Genomic DNA, 17169 nt, shown 5'->3' with positions numbered 1-17169 from the left:
GTTTGTATAAAATAATTACAGATTTTTCAAATAATCGTTCTAGTGTAACGAGATCTTTTAATAAATCTTATGAAATCCCTGAAGGGTTATTTAATGGATTGGATAATAATGGTTTCCCTAAAATTAATACATGGGTTTTTGAAGCTTTAAATTCAGGTAAAGAGCTATATTTTGGGCATTTAAAAAATAGCTTTCCGAATTTTTATCGAATATTGATAGAAGAATGCTCTGATTTAAGTTTAATTGAAGTAAAAACTAAAGATCTTTCATTGGCTGGGAACAAAAACGGAGGATATAGATTGGATTATTCATTTGCTATTGTAAGCTCAGCAAGTCAATTGATTTGCTTTTCCCTTCCAGGGGTGTTTGATGATATGGACGATAGAATAAATGAAGTATCTGAAGAAACAGAAGGTTTGCCGAAAGTAATTCAAGAATTGTATTATTCATTTGATAGGTTTGATAAGTTTGACTTGGAAGAAGATGGCGTTTCAAATAGTTTAATTGAAAATATTGGTCACTATAAAAAAATGGAAAATAATCTTGAATACAAGTATGATTCATACAAAGAATCATATTTATCTAATCGTGTCAGTAATGAAATGTCGATTATTATTCAAACTGGTTGCTTCGATTATTTATTAATCGACTCAGAAAGAAATGATCAAAAACTATATCTTTCAATAGGCCCTGGATTTGATAACTTAAAAGAATTAAAAAATCCTGCTGAACATTTGGATGCTTATTTTTCTCAGGTATTAATGGGGACTTGCCCTCGCAAACCCAATCCATATAACGATGATGGAGATACTTACTATTCGTTAGATGTCGAATTTTAATATTAAAATTTTGATTACATTAGGCCACTTTTTAGTGGCCTTTTTTATATCTAGGGGAAATGTGTTTAATATATGGGTGCGCTCTTTATAAAAGAACGGGGCAGTTGACTTAAAAGACAAATTAGATAAAGGCGAAATTTCTAAATCTGAATATGTTGATAAAGTGAATACTTATAAAAAGCTTGAAAATAAATTAGGTGAGGATAATGTTCAGAATTACACGGTTTCAAGTACTAAAGGTGGAATCGTCATTAGCCGTAAAGATAAAACGGTTGGTGAAAAACTAAGACTTGATCGAGATGGTAATGTTACGGTTGCTGGTAAAGATGATTTAGAATTCTCTACCACTACACAAAAAATGCGTAATGAATCAAATGCTGTAGGCTCAGAATATGTGAATCCTTACACTAACAAAGTAGAGACCGTCACACAGAAAATGGTGGATGATGGGATTAAGTTCTCTCCAGATCATGTGACACCGGTTAATCAGATTAAAGAAATGGATGGATTTAAAGCATTAACCAAAGAAAACCAAATGAAGGTCATTTATCATAAAGATAATATTCAGAATATGCCATCGATGTATAATCAGTCTAAAGGTGGAAAAAATTTAAACAATGATGAGTGGCCTGGTTATAATGGTCCAAATAAAGCCCATGACGATGTATTTAATCATGGAAATTCAAAATTTGATCAAGGCTATCAAAATGATTTGGCCAAGAAACAAACAAATACTTCATTGATGTTACAGCAATATATAAATAAATTAAATGATTCACAAACTGGAGGATTTTAAAGTGTATAAAAGATTTAGTGAATTTAAGCATAGATCATCATGGGTAAATAATTTTTACACTGATTCTTCGCAATTGCCAAAGGAATTATTTGATGGTGTGGAAGGTGTAGATGATATCGATACCCATAAAGCAAATCCTTGGATATTTGAAGCTCTTGATAAAGGAAAAGAATTCTATTTTGGGCATTTAAAAGAAAACTTCCCCTTATTTTATAACAGCTTAATTAATAACTGTTCTGAACTTGTGATTGTGGAAGAGAAAATGATTGATCATACTTTAGGCGGTAAAGAAAGAGGGGGATTTAGTTACTTATATTATTTTAGTGTAGTTAGTAAATCTAATCAGATGCTAAATTTTTCTTTTCCTGGTACAAATGCCAATATGAAAGTAAGAAGTGATTTTCTACAGGAAAAATTAGGTGATAAATTACCTTTAATATTTTTAGAATTGTATAAAACATTTAATTATTTTTCAAAATTTGATACAGCTGACGAACCTTTTTCTCCGGTGTTAATTGAAATGGTTGGTAGTTTCAGAAAAATGGAAAACATAATAGATACAGAAACTGTATTACCTTATACAGAGTCATATCTAAAAAATCGAGTAAGTAATGAAATGTCCGTCATTATGCGCACAGGTTGTTTTGATCACATTTTAATTGATACTGAAAATAACGATCAGAAACTCTATCTTTCAATAGGCCCTGGATTTGATAATTTAAAAGAATTAAAAAATCCTGCTGAACATTTGGATGCTTATTTTTCTCAGGTATTAATGGGTACTTGCCCTCGCAAACCCAATCCATATAACGATGATGGAGATACTTACTATTCGTTAGATGTCGAATTTTAATATTAAAATTTTGATCACATTAGGCCACAATTTTGTGGCCTTTTTTATATCAAACATAAAAAAATTACTATAAATCATCCATATTCACTTTAAAGAAACTCAGTTCTTCAATTGGGTATTCAAGCTCCATTTGAATATTATCATTAAGTTCTTGAGAAAATTTAGGACCAAGTAACGTATTAAATTGAGTCAGTAAATTTTGGCCCAGTGTTTGAATTTGAACATCGGTAAAATCCCTTGGTAAATCATATGGCACCATAAGGTTGACCACATTACTTTCAGCATCGTACCTTAAGCCCAAATGGCCTTCGCTAAGGCCCTTTAAATCATTGTTTTCTATATAAGCTTTTGACATCAAATCAATTGACGTTTCTTGTTTAAAAGAAACCTCATTAAAATGTTTTAAAAAGTCCGGATCTGTTAATACCTTTTTATTATTTAAAATATTGATTGGGGATGTAAATATTAATTTCATTTAATTAACTCTCTTATTTCATCATACATTAGAAATGTCAGAAATCGTTTTAAAATATTAGTTTGGCAAGGTAATTCTTGGCCTATTTAGTTTATATTTTCTTTAGAAAAGAAAACCCAAAAGTGATCATGAATTTATCACCATTTATTTTTTGATCTAACAACATATTAGAATCATAGTTTTCAATATAAAATGTATTAGCTGAATAGCTTAGTCCTATATAAGAAACGCCTTTATTATTTTGTAGTGTGAACCAGTCGTGAAACTGAATTGTAAAAATAGGTGCCGCCGACGTTTTAAATTGATAAGTATCTGTCACTTGAGGAGAGTCAATAACTTCAATTGTAGTGGGTCTTTCATCTGTTAACGAATGAGCTGTAATTATATTCATCCCCCCTCCTATTTTAAAAAAATTATTTATCCAATAAAAACCTTGAAAATCAATTGGGACTGAAAAAGAAGAAAAAGTTCGATTTTTAGCTTGTATGTTTTTATATTTAAATTGAATTTGCGTACTAGCACGAATCGAAAAGCTTGAATTAATTAAATATTCAAAGGTTGGACCCAATAAAAGGGTTTCATTTATTCGGGTGATATCATGTTTACCACTTTCAAAATAATAATCAGATACTGGTTCACCTAATAGTGAATTACTAAGTTCTGCACCGATTAAAATATTTTTTGATTCCGCAAATGTGTTTGTTGATGTATATAAAATAAATATAGAAAATAGAATTGTAAAATGGATTTTCATGTTTTCCTCTACTGTAAATGAGTTAAAAGATTAATATACAAGGGTAAAGTTAAATTCTTGTTAATGTTAAATGGTTAATTATGAATATTAATGACTTTCAAGTAATACTTGACACCTTTTTGATCTACACTGGCTTTTTATGATAATTGATTAAAGAGCTTTTATATCCCAAGTTAACCACAGAATAAATCATAGTATTAAAATTTCAAAGCAATAGTCATTGCAATATTTTCAATATATAGCACTTATAAATTTATAAAGGCTGCATTTCTGAATTCATCTGATTAGTCTAACACACATAGTAAATACGCCATAAAAGACCAAATAGATTTCATGATCAAATTATGATGCGTATCTAAACTATGCTCGTTATAGCTATTCAAGTAAAATGTTGCCAGAATCAATCTCAATTTTATCAATAATTATTGTGTAATCAATTTCAGGGATTTCTTGAATACTATTACCATACATCCAATTCCTAAATGTAGATTCTAACTCATAATTTCCTGGTTCTAGGTAATAGACCGCATATAAGGGGCCGTAAAAAGAATCTGCGCTATAATCAATATTATCGTAATGGAATAAATTGTATAAATCAGTGGACCCAATAGGGGTAGGTGTAATGGTTTGATTGTCATCTGTTAAATCAAAAAAGCTCGAAAATTCATCGGCAAGGTAATCATGTTCTAACCTTATAAAATAATACCCTGCTTCAGAAATATTGATAGGATCACTATATGTGTTTTCATCAAGAGAATTATCCATATTCAATTTTTGCATTGAATATGGAGTGATAAAAGAACCATTTGAAATGGTACCTATTTTTCTAAGTGTTAGTCTATTATTAAAATCTTTGTGATAATCTACTAAAATTGAATCAGATAGTTCTGTGTTCCAATTACCAGCATAGTTATTTAAATATAAATAATAGGACACAACTTCATTAGTTGAGTTATTCAGAACTAAAGTATTAAAGGTATAATAAAAATCACTAGTGTATGTTGCCGTGATATCATGTTTGGAAGGTGAGTAATCAAAATATTTAATATTATTTTCAGTATCTGCAAAAGCTAATAAAATCTCATTTCCGCCTTTTTTTTGTGCCCCTCGTGTGTAAAATTTAATATCTTGGTAGTCAATTAAATTTTTATCAGAGGGGGAAATTGAAAGTTCATAAACCAAAGTGTCACCTTGATTACTAAATGGAAGTTCAATAAAGTTATCGGGATTTAAGCATTTATCCTGAGTAGATATTAATTCTTCAGTTTTTCCTTCAACAGTTTCTTCTACTCCAAGTCTTTCAATTAAACAAGGTGTAATGGCATTTGGCTCAAGTTTATATTTATAGTGAGAGTATGTATCTAAAGCTCCAAAAATTGAATAAGATTCGCTGATATTAACGGCGCCGGCAGCAAAATAAGTTGCCTCAAAAGATCCAGAGAATTCTGCAAAAAATTCATGTTTTTCGTACAAACCAACTTCAGCGTTATCGGTTTTTACATAATTTCCTTTAAATGTGTAATTACCATCTGAAAAATTGAATGTCATAACTGTTTTGTCATCAATATAATCAATCGCATGGAAATTATATGTAGTGTTATATGCTACGCAGTCAGTTGCTATCATTTCATAAAATGTTTTTCCAATTCTTCTAATATAAATTGTACCGCCATACATGCAATTTTCAATAATTTCTAATGTTTCAACATCGTCATTATCATATACCCTTGTCGAACTCACAACAGTGCTAAAATTACGAACAGTTTCCCTTGCATCTAAAACATAATCGAACATGACTTTTCTTATAAACAAGGAATCTTTAGAAAGAACTCCCGATAACTGATTACTCGATACGGGCTGTTCTAATAAAGTGCTGATTTGTTTGGACTCATCAAAGTTTGGATTTTCAAGTTCAATATAAAATAAATTTTCATCGATTTGAGTATCAGTTTCAGTGTTGTCCGTGGTATGGGTGTTTGTGTCATCGGGATCAGCAGTTAGAGCGTTATCAATCATTGAATCCTTAGGCGAATTGCCTGGATCACTGCACGAAAAAGAAAGAAATATAACTATAAGGAAGATAACTCTAATCATTGGACAGCCCTGTTTTAATTAAAAGGTAATAATAACGTAGAAAATAATGAATATCATTAAATTCTATTACCTATATATGGGGCGAAATTGGTGGCGTGGAGTATTGGGTCAAGATTCATTAGACACTTTGATAGCCATTACAATGAATGGCACAAAAGATAAACTGGAGCTTATATCGTTTAACGCCCATAACCGTGCCGATCAAAAAACCTTAGTTATGGGAGGTAAAGATACCATTACCGAAGGTGTTAATGGTGCTGAAGATGTTTATACAGCAGTTGGCGGTGAAGACATTCGAACTAGTTATGGTTTCGACGAAATTGGTAATAAAACTTGGGAAGGTATGAATGAATTCACTTCCATAAGCGAATTATATGAAGGGTTAACAACATATGGAGTTAACGTCGAAGAGCTTAGTTATAATACATACTGGGCACATAACGGTAATGGAGACATTGTTCGATCAAAAGAGCCTAATGGTTCTGAAACGGTTAAAGAGATTGATGCAAGAGGCAATGTAGTCTCAGCATTTACTGGTCAAACCGTTAGTAAATTAAATTTCTCAATTGACTTTAATCAAATAAATTCTTCCCTAGAAGGATTAAGTATAGATTGGGCATTAACTGAAAAAGAAGACGACTACAGCGATGTAACGAGTTGGAAACTGTATATATCTACAACTAACTTAAACGCTAATGAAGATACAACTATTGAAGAACTGAATGATTTAAATCCATTAGAAATCATTAATTTAGCAGGTACATCAACGAGTTATACTTATCAAGATGCCATTCCAGGTGAAACGTACTATGTTCACTTAGTTGCGGTTGATGAGGGTAATCATAAGCGCTCTTCATTCCAAAATACGGTTTACCATGTTCCGCAACCAACCACACAATCATGGTCTGCGGTTAATTCAGATGACGCTCGATTAAACTTTGACTTCAATGCTCCTGTTGAGTCAGTTGAATTAACTATTGGTAATCAAATCTATTCTTTTGAAAAAAACGGTCTGACATTCACAAGTGAAATCATCCAAGATATTGCTCAGCTATCAGGTTCTTATCAATTAAGTTGGATAATTGATTCACAAGTATTTAGTAAAACAATTCGATTAGAAACACAAACGCCATTGATGCAAGTTTCGGGAGACATCGAATTCACAAGAGAACAGATGGAAAGTGGCTATTCTTATGAGAATGGTCATATTCTAGCGCCACAAGATTTACTAGATTTTATTGATGATTTTGATCCTGTTTACCTAGGGGATGATAACTACTCAAGAGAAGTAGATCATTTAGTCGAAATAGAATTTGATTACAATCCATATAGCAAGTTCGGAGTTGAAGGTGCTGCCGAGTATGAGTCTGTATATGAAGCTAGCAATGTTGAAGGTCGCTATACTCAACTAGGCGACACAAACCAAGTTGTCGATAGATTGACAGGTTATGTCATTGATTTGGAACAAGGGTACGTACTTGATCCCAATTCATTAGTTGAAACAACTGTAAACGTTGATGATATAAAAGCTAATGTTGAAAATGGCGATTACACGTTCTCAATTTCTCCAGAGTATATTCCTGAAGGCACGTCGCATATTAAATTCTACATTGGTGATGAGCAGCATGTTCGACCAATTGAATCTGATATCGAAGAATATGAATTTACATTAGAGGATATTGAAACGCCACTTGATGGCAAGCTAGTCATTAAATTTGCCGTTTTCCAAGGTGATGTGGAAACAATTGCAGTGGATGAAAATTGGAGCGACATTATTGTTCATAATTTTGATGTCACATCAACGGGCTATGAAGTTAATAATGTTGTCATAGAAAAACCAAACGATACTCAAAGTGTATTGATTAATTATGCGTCCAAATTACTTGAAGAAAAAGTGACTGAAGGTAATTATGCTACTTTAGATTTAATTCAAAACTATGAAGATAAACCAATAGATATGTACATTGGTAATTATCTATCAAATGAAAGTGAGTTTACTGTTGAAGGCATAGCCGTTTATGAAAATAATGACGAAGAGTTAGCAGAAGATAAAGGCGCTAAAATTGGTGAAGACATTACATTTACAGTCAATTTAAGTGCTGAAGAAATAGCATTACTAGGCTCAGGTAATCTGCATTTAGCATCAAGAGACAATAACGATCAAAGCTGGGAAGATATTGCCTCTAGTGATGATAACGTTGCAACCATCACACATTTTGAATCGTTAAATTCAAATAAACAATACAAACTGTATTTTACCTCCACGCAAGGCAAAGAAGTTTTAATCAATGTTTTAGATTATTCAGTTAACTTAACTGAACAAGAAATTGAAACTTATACTCAAAAAAGTTTTGTAGTGGATGAAGTTTTATTAAATTCAAGTATTTCTGACTCTAATGGTAATTACAGTTTTGAAACAGGCTTTAGATCAAACGAAGTCATTCAATTAGGTTCTTCCCACTTTAATTCAAGCATTGCAATTTCTGGCCAATCAATCATTGAAATCATTACAGGCGATGGCACAGGCTATTTCACCAACTACGATTACGATGACAGTGGTAATTTAATTGGCACAAACGAAAACGATGGCATTTGGCGTACATTCAAAAATGATGCATACGGTAATGCCATTCAAACCACGCAAGTAGGGGACGCAAGCACAACCGCTGACGATATTGTTATGTACTCGCAATATGACAGTAAAGGCAATATGACGGCTCAGTTTAATACCGCTGTTACTTATGGCGCATTATTTGAAGGCTCATCCGCTAGCACCGTTCAATCCATTATTAGAAATGAATACGATGCAGTAAACAACTTAGTGCTTGAGCATTATGGCAATGGATCATATCGAGAATATGAATACAACGTATTCAACGTAGAAACATCCAGTACATTACGTTTTGACGGTGGTGGAGAAAACCAAGGCATCACTGATCGAATATTGTTAGACATTCATTCACGTGAAGTGGTGAAGTTAAATGGTGTTGGATCTGGGGTTGAGGCAAGTACCGGTGAAAGTACAACTGAAGGAACTGGTGGTGAAGGCGTAGGCACAGCAAAAGTGTACGATGCTTCAGGTACGGTAACCCATGAATATTTAATTAATAGTGATCAAACGTTAAGTGCAAATGTATATAAACACTACGATGTTGATAATTTCGGACGTGTGACCGTTCAGTATTCTAATGCAGCATCATCTGCTGAAGAAGATGCTAGTACTGAGCAAAATATTTCTTATGCATACAACCAAGCCGACCAACAAACCAGTATCACTAAAGGTACAGGTAGTGATGCAATCACAACAAGCTTCAATTTAGATAGTCGTGGCAATCAAGTGGGTATTACTTACGAAGAGGGGGTACTAAGAACCCAAGTATTTAATAAAGCTGGTCAAGTGGTACACACTAAAATAAGCAGAAGTGAATACAATGACGTTGCTGCAAAAAACATCACCACTACGACTGCATACGATATCCTTGGTAACGAAATATCCACAACCGATGAAATGGGTTATACCACTGCAACCACTTATGGAGAGTTTGGTCGAATTCTAACCCAAACCAATGAGATCGGAGCAGTCAAAACCTTTGAATATGATGATTTTGGACGCGTGACTCGTGAATACACCGGTTCTTCTAATAGCCCAGACACAAATATTACAAAAGCCTATGATGACTTAGGTCGCCTAATTCGAGTGTCCGATACGATCGTGATTAAATCGACTGAATATACATATGATGTAGATGGCAACCGAGCAACCGAATTAGTCACCGCAAGTAATTTAAGCCAACAGTTAACTTATTCTCATGATGAACGTGGTAATTTAGTTCAATTAAATATTGCTGGTTTTGGAGTGAGTGGTGACAGCACAAGTGATCATCATATTGTGAAATGGGAATATGACGACGCCAACAAACTTCAATCCGTTAAAACTTACGCAACTTCATTAAGCAATTTAGTGGATCAAGAAACGTATATTTATAATAACAAAGGGCAATTATCAGCCATTTACGAAAAAGGCGATCCAGCACCAATTATTGAGTATACCTACTACGATAATGGTCAAGTTAAAACCTCTCGAGACAGGACCTCTGACAGCGAGCATACTACAACGAAAACCTACTACTATCGTTCAAATGGGTTAATTCAAAGTGCATCTTGGAGTGGCTGGACTGCTTCATGGGATTATGATGCAAGAGGTAATCTAGACAAATACGAAGAGAAAAAAGGAAGCTCGGTTGAGTTTAGACAAGAGTCATCTTATACAAGCGATAATCAAAAGTGGCAAACCACTTCTTTCGATAGACGCGGATTAAGCGGTGATGAACGAGACGACACAAAAACGCAAACCACCACAATGACGTTGGACAATAAAGGTCGATCTACCAAAAATACAATCACCGATGGTAAAGACTTAAATTATTACACCAATATTAGATTCAACCGTTTAGGCAATAAAACATCCGAAACCACAAACTCCAGTAACATGAAACATGTGAAAGCAACTGACTCATCATATACCTATGATGCAAACGGAAATTTAACAAAAGTAGAGGTAGATGCAAGTGGCGATACCGCAGCCACAACTAAAAACTTCATCTATAACACAGAAGGTCAAATTTTAAGAAGAACGATTTCAGGTGGTTCAGTAGGTGGTAAAGAGCCTAAAGCAGGCCCTGGCGGCGCACACGGTGAATATTTTTACGCCAATGGCAACCAATTAGGTAAAAAAGAGTTTGTAATCAATGATGATGGTGATAAAGAAGGTGCTGTTACTGTTGAATTAGGCACAGGTTCATTCCGCCTAGTACAAACCCCTGGTGAACTGAATCCAACCGCAGGTATTGGCAGTTACACCGCACAAGGCGGCGAAACCTTACAACAAGTTGCTGCCAATATGCTGGGCAACGCAAACCTTTGGTTTGTGATCGCTCAAGCAAACGGGTTAGATGCCAACAGTACCTTGGTGGCGGGTCAAACTATTGAGATTCCGCAATCTATTGAAAGCGTTAAAATTGATAGTGAAACTCACAAACAATATTCAGAATCTGAAATTGTTGGCAGTACCACGCCTGGTTTAGACCAGGTACCGCCTAAGCCATCTAAGTGTCAGCAAGTGATGGCAGTGGTGGCTGTTATTGCGATTGTGGTGGTGGCGACTGCCTTAACGGGTGGGGCGGCGGCCCTTGCTGCTGGTGCGTTTGGAACTAGTTTATTAGGCGTAGTGGCAACGGTAGCGGTATCAGCTATTGCTGGTGCTGTAATAGCAGCGGGTGCCAGTATTCTAAAGCAAACGGCAACCTCATTGATTCTCACTGGTAAATTACCAGAAGGTGGCGAAGATTTTTGGGAGCAGGTTAAAGAAGATGCGATTTCAGGTGCCTATGCGGGGGCAGCAGCTGGTTTTGGAGAATTAGCGAAAGCGGCTGAAACCACGAAAGACATTGCTAATTTATTTAAAGCATTAAAACATTCTGTAAAAGTCTATGACCAAGTTAGACAAAATAAAAACCCTGAAACCGGTGAAATTGATAACTGGACCCCTATTTTAGGTGCAGTAGCTGCCGGTGCAGTTGATGTAATTGGATCAGCCGCTGGCGCAAGCGCAGAAACCATTGAAGCGATTAATACTGCACAGTCTTATATCACGCCTTGGGTTCAGTTAGCTGAAACTGCCATTCGCTTGGAAGATGATGAAGAATTAAGTTCAGCAGATTGGATTGAAGCCATTGGTGGTACGTTTACCGCGTTCTTGGATCATAAAGTGAAAGACAATCCAGCTGGTGGTGAGGCAAGCTTTGGCCAGCAGTTAGGTGGTGCATTTGCTAGAACTACCGCAGCGGGCATATTTGCTGGGGCAGCATCAGGTGCGGATGAAGACGCTGCGTTTGATTTCTTTAAGAACTATGCCGGTAATCAGTTTGGTACGGTGCTTGGGAATGGGATTAATAATTTAGAAATTGGGGGTAACAGTTTAAATGGTGTTATTGATGATCGTAGGGCTCAGAATAGAGGTCGTTATGATGCGCAGCTTGCTGCAAATCAATACGCGAAAGACAATAATTTAAATAAGCATGAACAAACCAGTATTAAAAATCGAATAAAAGATGGTCAATATGATGGCAAGTCAGGTTCTTCTTTAGGGTATGCATTTAATCAAGATTTTAATGCTGAGTATTTGGCTAGTGAGCAGGCTAATGCTGAGGGTAAGTATGCTTCTCAACAGCAAATAATAGCAAATAATCAATTAGAAAATGTTAATTTCAATACTAATTATGATGCCGAAAGATTAAAAGTAATTGGTAGTGGAAATTCATCTAACAGTGCTAGTAATGTAATTGAATCATCTACTGAAATACCTAATGTCACTGCGCCTAGCACGGTTTCTGCAACAGAAAATACTATCAACCCCCTTGATGTTATCCACACATTAAAACTTCATTTTGACCGAGATTATAATTTTGAATATTACAATGATGAAGAAGGCTATGTTGATTTTGACGCAGCTCCTGACCCTAGCAATATACAACCTAAAACAGTTCAATTGGAAGAAATAAGTACATGGTTAAAATGGGCTAGTAAACCTGAGTTTAATTTATCAGAAGAGCAGTTTAATGAAGCATACTCAGTTTTAATGACTAATGCGATTGGTCCAATATTTGAAGATTTGTCCGATGGATATATTGACGGTGCAGCTTCTGATCTTGCAGATGGGTTCTCTCAATATAAATTCAAAGATTCTTTAGGGTTATTTGATAAAAATTTGTTTGGTAGTGGTGCAACTGTATTGAACTTTAATGACCGTGAAGTGCCAGGCAATGCTAGAGAAAGACAAGAAAAAAGAGAATTGATATTTGAGTCTTATTTAAATCTTTTTGCAAATAAAGCTGGTGAACTTGGGTTGGATATGAGGGCGGTTAATTATGAAGCTCACGCTTATTCAATTTCTAAAATTCTTTCAGAAAATAGCACGACTGACACTTGGGATGGAATCGGTGAAGATGCTACTACTTTCTATATTAATGAATCGATCAGACGTGATGGTGAAGATTTTAATATGGCACAAAAAGCGGGTACTTTCGGGCTTTCTTTTGGCGAAAAATTAATCGGTGTACCAGCCCATCAATTTATGGGCACTTTGAAAAATGACCCTCTAGAATTGCTAACAGTTGCTAAAAATAGTGCTGTAGATTTATTTATGATGGACTGGGATGATATTAAATCCATGGGGAATTCTTTATGGAATGATAGTACTTCAACCCTTGAGCATTTAAAAAATGGTGAGTATGCTCAGGCTGGTTATGATGCAGCTGAGCCAGGATCATTATTGCTTGGTGGTGTAGGGGCGTTGAGTAAGATTCGAATGTTGAGTCCTTCTTCTATTAAGGGGGGGTATGATTATCTTAATAATATTGATATTACCTTTGATGGTAGTAAATTGGACGGGAGCACTGTTTATTCTAACCCATTGGTAATACCATTTAAGCTTGATAATAAGAATAATGTTTTAAATAAAGATAATTTGTTCAAAGATGCCGATCTAGAAGCAGATTATATTAAATATCAGCAACGCAAAATAAAAGATGATAAAATTCCAAGAACTAGAGAAGATTGGTTAGAAGTTCGCAATTATTGGTTGAATGATTCGCCAATGGCTAGAGGAAATGCTTTTAATAAAAAAGCTGTAAACGAAGAATGGTATCCATATAATGAAATTCATTTAGCAAATGGAAAGCGTCTTGATTCCTATACACCAGGTGAAGCAATTGTTTCACGAAAAGCAACAAATTTAGGGGATATTTCAATTAAAACGTATAGAACATACTTGGCTGAAATGAACAAAAAATACGCTCCTGGTACAATTATTAATTCAACTAAATATCAAGATAAAGGGTTGGTAAAAGGAGTGGATAAACTAGAAGGGCAAATGTATTTAGAATTACCAGATATTAATTTAAAATTACAAAATATTGATGAATATATTAAAATAGCATCTGAATATGGCATTGAACTTAAGTTTGCGCCTGAAAATTAAGAGAGAATTATGAATAATAATTATTTAGAATTATTTAAAAAAATTAGTTTTTATGAAAAATTCATTGCGATCCTAAATGATCACAATGATTTCGATAATAGTTTGGATGTTCCTGATCTTAATATTTTGTCAAATATTATAAATGAGTTAGGATATAAAAATAGGACAAATAAAAAAGACAAACAAATCATTATTTTGAATAATAAAAAAAATACTGGCCTGGTTTCTTTAATGATTTTATTCGATTTTGGTAAAGTGAATTTTCATGCTCAATGGCACAGCCACTCTATTAACGATAAACAATATAATATGGGTTCCTCTTTTTCATTTGCTTGTAATAAATTACTCGGAGTAAGTAGAGGAACTAGATCCCCTGTATTCAGTGATTATGAAGAAGCAAAAGAGATACTGGTAAAATTGTTTGATTTATATGAAGAAATTGTCGAAGCAATATTGGAGTTTGAAGAAAATTGTACTATTTAACGATAGAGGTTTTAAGAAATAAAAATTTATCAGCGCTTGAATCTGAAAAAATTGATTCATTAATTGAAAAATTAAGAAAGAATGAAGTGTTCCTTGATTTATTAAAAAATGGAGGAGGAGATTTTTTAGAAATTGAACAAAATGCAAAAATAGGTTGTATTCTGTTTAGTAATATAGAATTACCAACTCAATATTTTCCTGATGAAATTGATGATTTTATTTACATTGTTGAAACATGGTTCGATTTAATATCATCTATTAGGTTGGCTGTAATAGGCGCTGAATGGTCTGTTAAAGTTGGTGATAAAGAAATGTATTGGAATGAAGAACATGGTAAGTACGATGTGCCATTTTAATAGAAGATCTAAACGGAAAGAAAGGACACCCAACGCCAATGAACAACTAAGTAACAACTAAGGACACCCATTCGTAATATTTGACATCCACGTAACTCGGTCTATCGTTATCTTTAATAACCAATTAATTAAAGGTAACGAAATGACTAAAGCCAGAAGCACTCAAGTTTGTTTAGAAGCCACCAACTTCTACCACTGTTATTGCCGTGTCGTCCGCTCTGGCTGGTTAATTGGCAATGATCCTAAAACCAATAAAAACTATGATCACCGACGCCAATGGATTGAAGATCGAATTATGTTTTTAGCCGACATTTTTGCAATTGATATCGCAGCTTATGCGGTTATGAGTAATCATTATCATATCGTATTGGCAATCGATAAAGCACAAGCTGAAAACTGGGATGTACTTGAAGTAATTACTCGCTGGCATCGTCTTTATAAAGGCACACTTTTAACTAATAAATTCATTAAAGGTGAGCCATTAAGTGAAGTTGAATTAGACGCCGTTGCGATTAAGGCTGAGATTTGGCGAAAGCGATTATTTGAAATTGGCTGGTTGATGCGAAATATAAATGAGCCAATTGCAAGGCAGGCCAACAGTGAAGATGGCTGTAAAGGTCGATTTTGGGAGAGCAGATATAAATCACAAGCACTGCTCGATGAGAAGGCGGTATTAAGTTGTATGGCTTATGTAGATTTAAATCCTATTCGTGCAAAAATGCACCGACAATTAGAAACCTCAGCACATACTTCCATCAAAAAACGTTGTAAAAAAGCAAGTGAAGTAAGTGATCCAAATGCTTTAACCAATCAAGCAAAAGGGTTGATGAACTTTGCAGGTAGGCCCAAAAAAGATATGCCAAAAGGTATTCCATGTCGATTGATTGCGTATCTTGAATTAGTTGAGTGGACAGGAAGGCAAATTAAAGCGTAAGCGCAGAACGAAGTACGTCCTAGATATTCCAAGGCAAAAGTGCTTCGATCTCTTCCACTGTTTTAGCATTAGGCAAATCCGTTAACACTTTTTCCAAATATTCAAACGTATTTAATCCATTGGCTTTCGCAGTTTCAATCAAACTATACAAATTTGCACTAGCCGTCGCTCCTTTTTGTGTGTCTGAAAACAACCAATTCTTGCGACCAATCACAAATGGGCGAACTGCATTTTCGGCCAAATTATTATCAATTGGATATTCGCCACTTTCGATATATTTAACTAATCCATCCCATTGATTACGCGTGTAATTAATGGCTCTGCCCAAATCTGACTTAGGTGTTTCATTTTGCTTATCTAACCACTTTTTAAATGCGTCCAATATTTTTTTACTTTCAGACTGTCTTACTTCATATTTTTCTTGTACCGACATATTCTTAATTCTTTTTTCAATCGCATAAAGTTTGGCGATATAATTAAGTGCCATGTCGGCCTTATTCACTTTTCCTTTTATATAGCTTTTATCTAATTGTGCTTTTTTAAAATATCGTCTCGCATGTACCCAGCAAGCCAGTAATTTTAAATTCAATTCTCGGGCCACTTTATTATATCCAGGATACCCATCCGCCATTAATGCACCATGAAAACCATCCAACATATCAATAGCGTGTTGCGCACTTCTTCTTGCTGTATAGTTGTATATCACTGCTTTTTGTTCGCAATATTCTGGCGTACTCATCACCCACATATAACTTTGCGATTGCGCTGTTTTATCGGGCTCTTTTAAAACTTGCACAGGTGTTTCGTCGATATGCACGACCGACTGATCAATAATTTTTTCTTGAATCAACTTGATTAAAACTTGTACTAAATCACCACATTTAATCATCCAATTAGCAAAACTGGTTCGATCAAATTCAAACCCGTATCGCTTAAATGTTTCTACCTGTCTATAAAGTGGCATGCCATCACAATATTTGTTGGTGATGATATATGACAGTAAACTGGGTGTCGCGATGCTTTTTTCGATAGGTAATGCAGGTTTTGGTGCGGTTTTAAATGTCTTTTTTTCTGATTTTGCACAACAAGGACAAGTATATTTAAAGCGCACATGACGAATCACTTTGATTTGCTGAGGAATGATTTTAACTTGCTTGTGTGTTTCCTCACCCATTTTCACTAATTGAGTACCATCAATCGAACAGATTTTTTCTTCATCGGTTAAATCGTAAATGATATCTTCAACGGGTGCATCTTCAGGAATGGCTGGACGCTTTTTCTTTTTGCGTTTATGAGCCGGCACTTCAATTTCTGCTTCATCTTGCTCGATTAATTCAATTTGATCGTCGAATTCTAATTCCGCTTCATCAAATAAATTAGCTTGTTCAGACGTTGTTTTTTCGCTGGAAGTGCCAAATTTTAGATGTTTAAATTGCTCGACTAAATTTTCTAATTTACGAATGCGCTCGTCTTTAGATTCAATTCTTTCCTTGAGTTCTTTTATTTCGCTTTCAAATTCTGGCATCGTTTTCATGCGTTATATTTTA

The 17169-nt window shown here is 34.6% G+C and carries 11 protein-coding genes; 7 read left to right on the top strand and 4 right to left on the bottom strand.

Features of this window, described 5'->3' with window-relative positions:
• Positions 1-2 precede the first annotated feature (2 nt).
• The 3 genes from TYM08_RS14515 to TYM08_RS14505 all read left to right on the top strand — a co-directional run bounded on the left by TYM08_RS14515 (position 3) and on the right by TYM08_RS14505 (position 2488).
• Positions 3-839, top strand: coding sequence for a hypothetical protein (locus TYM08_RS14515; protein ID WP_422379868.1), 837 nt, complete (start codon positions 3-5; stop codon positions 837-839).
• Between the two features lie 163 nt (positions 840-1002).
• A complete protein-coding gene (locus tag TYM08_RS14510) occupies positions 1003-1635 on the top strand; it encodes a hypothetical protein (protein ID WP_422379867.1) in 633 nt (210 codons plus the stop codon).
• Positions 1610-2488, top strand: a complete 879-nt coding sequence (locus TYM08_RS14505; RefSeq protein WP_422379866.1) for a hypothetical protein — start codon at positions 1610-1612, stop codon at positions 2486-2488. The genes TYM08_RS14510 and TYM08_RS14505 overlap by 26 nt, the downstream gene beginning before the upstream one ends.
• A gap of 67 nt (positions 2489-2555) precedes the next feature.
• On the opposite strand, the gene TYM08_RS14500 is transcribed toward TYM08_RS14505, so the two are convergent.
• The 3 genes from TYM08_RS14500 to TYM08_RS14490 all read right to left on the bottom strand — a co-directional run bounded on the left by TYM08_RS14500 (position 2556) and on the right by TYM08_RS14490 (position 5811).
• Positions 2556-2963, bottom strand: coding sequence for a hypothetical protein (locus TYM08_RS14500; RefSeq protein WP_422379865.1), 408 nt, complete (start codon positions 2961-2963; stop codon positions 2556-2558).
• A gap of 91 nt (positions 2964-3054) precedes the next feature.
• Positions 3055-3717 carry a hypothetical protein gene (locus TYM08_RS14495; protein ID WP_422379864.1) on the bottom strand — a complete coding sequence of 221 codons (663 nt, stop codon included), beginning with the start codon at positions 3715-3717 and terminating at the stop codon, positions 3055-3057.
• Between the two features lie 375 nt (positions 3718-4092).
• Entirely contained in the window at positions 4093-5811 is a 1719-nt protein-coding gene (locus TYM08_RS14490; protein WP_422379863.1) for a hypothetical protein, read from the bottom strand.
• A 46-nt stretch (positions 5812-5857) separates the two neighbouring features.
• On the opposite strand from TYM08_RS14490, the gene TYM08_RS14485 reads away from it, so the two are divergent.
• The 4 genes from TYM08_RS14485 (at position 5858) to TYM08_RS14470 (ending at position 15622) form a co-directional block, all read left to right on the top strand.
• Positions 5858-13849 (top strand): hypothetical protein, encoded by a 7992-nt coding sequence (locus tag TYM08_RS14485; RefSeq protein ID WP_422379862.1) that lies wholly within the window; start codon positions 5858-5860, stop codon positions 13847-13849.
• Positions 13850-13858: 9 nt separating this feature from the next.
• A complete protein-coding gene (locus TYM08_RS14480) occupies positions 13859-14332 on the top strand; it encodes a hypothetical protein (protein ID WP_422379861.1) in 474 nt (157 codons plus the stop codon).
• Positions 14320-14688, top strand: coding sequence for a hypothetical protein (locus TYM08_RS14475; RefSeq protein WP_422379860.1), 369 nt, complete (start codon positions 14320-14322; stop codon positions 14686-14688). The genes TYM08_RS14480 and TYM08_RS14475 overlap by 13 nt, the downstream gene beginning before the upstream one ends.
• A gap of 142 nt (positions 14689-14830) precedes the next feature.
• Positions 14831-15622, top strand: a complete 792-nt coding sequence (locus TYM08_RS14470) for a transposase (RefSeq protein ID WP_422379859.1) — start codon at positions 14831-14833, stop codon at positions 15620-15622.
• Positions 15623-15641: 19 nt separating this feature from the next.
• On the opposite strand, the gene tnpC is transcribed toward TYM08_RS14470, so the two are convergent.
• Positions 15642-17156 (bottom strand): IS66 family transposase, encoded by a 1515-nt coding sequence (gene tnpC, locus TYM08_RS14465; RefSeq protein WP_422379858.1) that lies wholly within the window; start codon positions 17154-17156, stop codon positions 15642-15644.
• Between the last annotated feature and the right edge of the window lie 13 nt (positions 17157-17169).

The organism is Marinicellulosiphila megalodicopiae, assembly GCF_045862395.1.
Classification (GTDB): Bacteria; Pseudomonadota; Gammaproteobacteria; order Pseudomonadales; family Natronospirillaceae; genus Marinicellulosiphila; species Marinicellulosiphila megalodicopiae.
This window is presented reverse-complemented; position numbering and strand designations above follow the sequence as displayed.